Genomic DNA, 3,087 nt, shown 5'->3' with positions numbered 1-3,087 from the left:
TGATCCGGATGAACCTCGGGACGCTCAGGGAGCAGTACGGAGAACTGCTCCCAGACCGGTTCCAGCAGGCATGATGGGACAGCGGGCACGGACCCTCCGGTGACTACGAAGCGTGAAGAACTCCATAGTCGCCAGGTTCGTGCCCGCGCCTATCAACACCCCGGCCCACAAACTGACTTCGGACGCCTACCCTCGGTCGCTCTTAGCCACCAAGATCTTGTGGGTGCCGATAATTACGTCCGCGCAGGTCAGCAGGCTTATGACTCACCGCTGAGTGGATGGAATCTGAACATGTTCAACACGTGACAGCTGCGCACTTGAACGCGTTCAATTTGGCCTCGATGTAGCGCCCCGTTGAACTGTCCGTCAGCGCGCTGACCTGTGCGGATGATTTATCGGCACCCGAAGTCCAGGACGGTCTCAGCCTTCTCCCACAGTGAATGACGACGTGCGGCATGCGGCCTGGGAGGAACGGCTCAAGGCCTCCGTGACGTCACCGCGGTGCCGGCCGGTTCCCTCAGGGTGGTGGATTCCTTCAGGCGCTGTGCCCCAGCGCGTCCAGCGATCGGGTGTAGTGCTCCAGGCCGGGTACCTGGTCAGGTGCGGCCTGCAGGACCTTGCTCAGGTGTTCGGACAGGACGTCGGCCAGCCGATCCAGGACCTGTTCGCGGGATAGGCCGGTATCGCGCAGCCGCTGGGCGGCCGACCATAGCTGGGGTGGGTTGTCCAGCCAGAGCTGGTTGGCGAGCACCTCATGGACCGGGTGCAAGCGTCGGGGGACTCGCCGCGCCCGCATCTCCTCCTGGACGAGCAGCGCGCGCTCCTCCTCGTCCGCAGGGTCGAGGTCATCCACGTCTTCCGAGTCGATGCCGGCCGGGGCCCAGCGCTGTCCTGGTTCGGGGATGACGAAGCCGCGCCGGTCGATGACGGCCTGCAGGACATCGCCGTCGTGGCCGCCCTGTTGGATGTCGGCGATGTACGCGCGCAGCGGTTGCGGGCTGGCGGCCAGCACCCGCGGCAGCGCGGCCGTGCGGCGGCGCAGTACCCGCAGCACCTCCTTGCGGTCCTGCCTGGGCAGGTGCTGCTCGGCCAGCCAGGTGTAGTAGCCGGTGATGGCGGCGGGCACCTCGTCCAGTAGAGCGTCGGGGAGCAGGAGAGAGCCGGGCAGGGCGTCGGTGAAGATGCGGGTGAGGGTGGCCGGTCCGATCCGGCGTGGGTCGCGGCCCAGGACGTCCACGGACAGCCGGATGAGCAGCTTCGGGGCCATCCGTCCGAGCGTGGTGTCCTGGGCGACCCCGGCCGGCGAGGCGAGGTACTCCTGGACCAGTGCGTCGCGGGCCGCCTCATCCCAGGTCTCAGCCAGGGACGGCTGGTCGCCTTCGGGGGCTTGGGTGTCGAGTTGCCGGCTACGGGCGACGGAGAAAGCCAGGGCCGAGAAGAACTCTTCGTCGGGATGTACATCGGGCCGGGCGGGGCTTGCCAGCCCGTGGGCCAGGAAGGCGGTGAAGGCGTCCTTGAGGGCATGGTGGGCCGCCGTGTGCGTCAGCGGCAGCAGCTCGCTTCCGTCCTTGCGGGCGGCCTTGGCCAGGTGTTTGCGGCACCCCTCGGTGTCGTCGATGGCGGTGATGTCGATGGCGGCCCCGTGCCAGGAGTGGTCCCGCTCGATGAGGATGCCGTGTGGGCGGTCGCCGTCGCGGTGAACGAAGGTGCACAGGATCTGTTCGAGTTCGCCGTAGCGGTCCATGGTGTGCCAGCAATCACCGGGCGTGGTCTGCCCGAGCAGGTCGAGCCAGCGTGGCTGCGGCCAGGACCGGCCCTGGTGCGCGGCAGCGGCGGACATCCGGTCAGCGGCCGAGGCGGCGGGCTCGTGGAGCGCTGCCGGGCCGATGGCCGCCAGACCGTGGAGCATCGCGCAGGCCTCGGGCCGTCCGGTCCGTTCCAGCTCGTCGACCAGGTCCAGCAGGGCCGCCAGCAGGCCTGCCCCCCGGTCAGGGCTTGACTCCTGCAGCAGCCCGAGGTGGGTGCTGATCCACAGTTCCGCTTCGAGGGCATCGGGCAGGGCGGCGAAGACCGGGCCCGCGTCGCAGAACGCGCGGTACACCTCCTTCAACCCCGGTAGCCGCAGCCGGGCGGACCGGGCGCTGCTGCCGGAACGCCGGGACGGCTTTCGGGCGCTGCTGCCGGACTTCTTACGCGGCTTACTTACGGGACTCACCCGATCATTCTGGCGCATCCACAGAGGAACCCAAATCGGCTTCACCGGACAAACACGAGGTCGAAGACCTGGGAGCTTCTCACCGAGGCGCGATCCGGTGCAGCTAGAACGGAGGTTCGCTTGCAGGGATATCAGTGTCCCCGACAGGAGGGCCGTCGGGGGGCGCGTGCGGCTCGCGGTAGCCCAGGGGTCATCCGGCGCCATCTCGCGGGGCGGGACACTGCGCGTGGTACGCGTGATGGAGACCGTGGCAAACGTTATAGAGGCGCCGACAACGTGGGTTCGCCGTCGCGCCAGGCGTTCGTCTCGCGGTCGAACGTTCTGGGGGTGGAGGCCACCGTGAACCGAGCCACCGGCACCCCGGCGGGGGTGAACCGCAGCTCAGGGTCTTTTACGAGGTTCCCGATTACCGTCAACGGGAGGTCATTTCGCATGACTACACCCTGGAACACCCCACTGACACCTCAGGCAGGACATCGCCTTCCCTCCTCACCGGATCCGTCCCTGGGGCACCGGCCGACGGGGCGATGGAGAACGAGCGGCTGGGCGTGCGCATCGTTCGGCTGGTCATCCGGTGGACAGCCGGTGGTTCAGTGCGGTGTGCCGCTGGCCCGGCGCTGACCGTGCGGACCGCCTGGGCCAGGGCCTTGCGCGAGCCGACGAGCACGACGAGCTTTTTCGCCCTTGTTACGGCGGTGTAGAGGAGGTTTCGCTGGAGCATCATTTACGCCGAGGTGGTGACGGGAATCACCACGGCCGGGTACTCGCTTCCCTGATCGGGTAGGCGGGCCGGTTCTCCCGGCCCGCCCCCCACACCACCGGACATGCGGGCCCGCATCCGGCGGTTCGTCTAGCTGATCTCAGGCGGTCCT

General features: G+C 68.2%; 1 protein-coding gene and 2 pseudogenes. All 3 read right to left on the bottom strand.

Annotated elements, in window-relative coordinates; translation table 11 throughout:
• Positions 1-535: 535 nt before the first annotated feature.
• Positions 536-2,215 (bottom strand): hypothetical protein, encoded by a 1,680-nt coding sequence (locus tag EFK10_RS17155; RefSeq protein WP_127356553.1) that lies wholly within the window; start codon positions 2,213-2,215, stop codon positions 536-538.
• Positions 2,216-2,496: 281 nt separating this feature from the next.
• Positions 2,497-2,649, bottom strand: a pseudogene (locus EFK10_RS17150) (single-stranded DNA-binding protein); the annotation flags it as partial.
• A 133-nt stretch (positions 2,650-2,782) separates the two neighbouring features.
• Positions 2,783-2,990: pseudogene (locus EFK10_RS17145) on the bottom strand (ATP-binding domain-containing protein); the annotation flags it as partial.
• Positions 2,991-3,087: the final 97 nt, after the last annotated feature.

Origin of the sequence: Streptomyces soli (assembly GCF_003999195.1) — a bacterium.
Lineage (GTDB): Bacteria > Actinomycetota > Actinomycetes > Streptomycetales > Streptomycetaceae > Actinacidiphila > Actinacidiphila soli.
This window is presented reverse-complemented; position numbering and strand designations above follow the sequence as displayed.